Here is a 674-nt window from a genome sequence, read left to right on the forward strand (position 1 = left end):
GTTACCCCCAAACGAATCGGAAAATCGATACTGGAAAAACTCTAACTCGGTGGCCAGTTTTTGTTGACCACTTCATCTAGGGTCTCTCTATAGGTCTTCTCTATGGTCTCTCTATAGGTCTCTCTAGGGTCTCCTCTAGGCATTACCCCCAGAAGCTAACTCTATGGCCCTCTATGGTCCTCTATGGCCCTGTACGTCATTCTTTAGGATGCCCTGTAGTTTCGTATAGCCTGATGCCTAGAGAGACCCTAGAGAGACCCTAGAGTGGCTCCTAGAGAGACCCTCCCAGTAGCTCCGCACAGCTACATCGTCATCATCATAGTATTCAATCTCAAAGTCATTCTGTTTGCATCCTGTTGTCCTGCTGGTCTCCCTTCGCTTGGGGACTTTGAGTAGGTCAGTGGGGGTGCGACTTCAGGGTGCAAACAAAAAGGAAATCAAGCGATGTCTCAACAACCACAACAACCACAACAAGAAATCAGCATCATTAACCTCGACCAGCTTGTGTCCATGACCTCAGTTGAAATTGCTGAGCTGACAGGCAAGGAGCACCGAAATGTCCTTCGTGATATTCGTAAGATGCTCGAAGAACTTAACGCGGGTAATGCTGCCAACTTACTGATTTAGTGTATGATGGTGATTTTAAGGTGCTTGCGTGGCTTCCATTTCCATCA

The 674-nt window shown here is 47.3% G+C and carries 1 pseudogene; it reads left to right on the forward strand.

Features of this window, described 5'->3' with window-relative positions:
* Nucleotides 1-444: 444 nt before the first annotated feature.
* Nucleotides 445-597, forward strand: a pseudogene (locus tag ABZJ92_RS22110) (Rha family transcriptional regulator); the annotation flags it as partial.
* Between the last annotated feature and the right edge of the window lie 77 nt (nt 598-674).

The organism is Shigella sp. FJ200513, assembly GCF_040495915.1.
Classification (GTDB): Bacteria; Pseudomonadota; Gammaproteobacteria; order Enterobacterales; family Enterobacteriaceae; genus ECMA0423.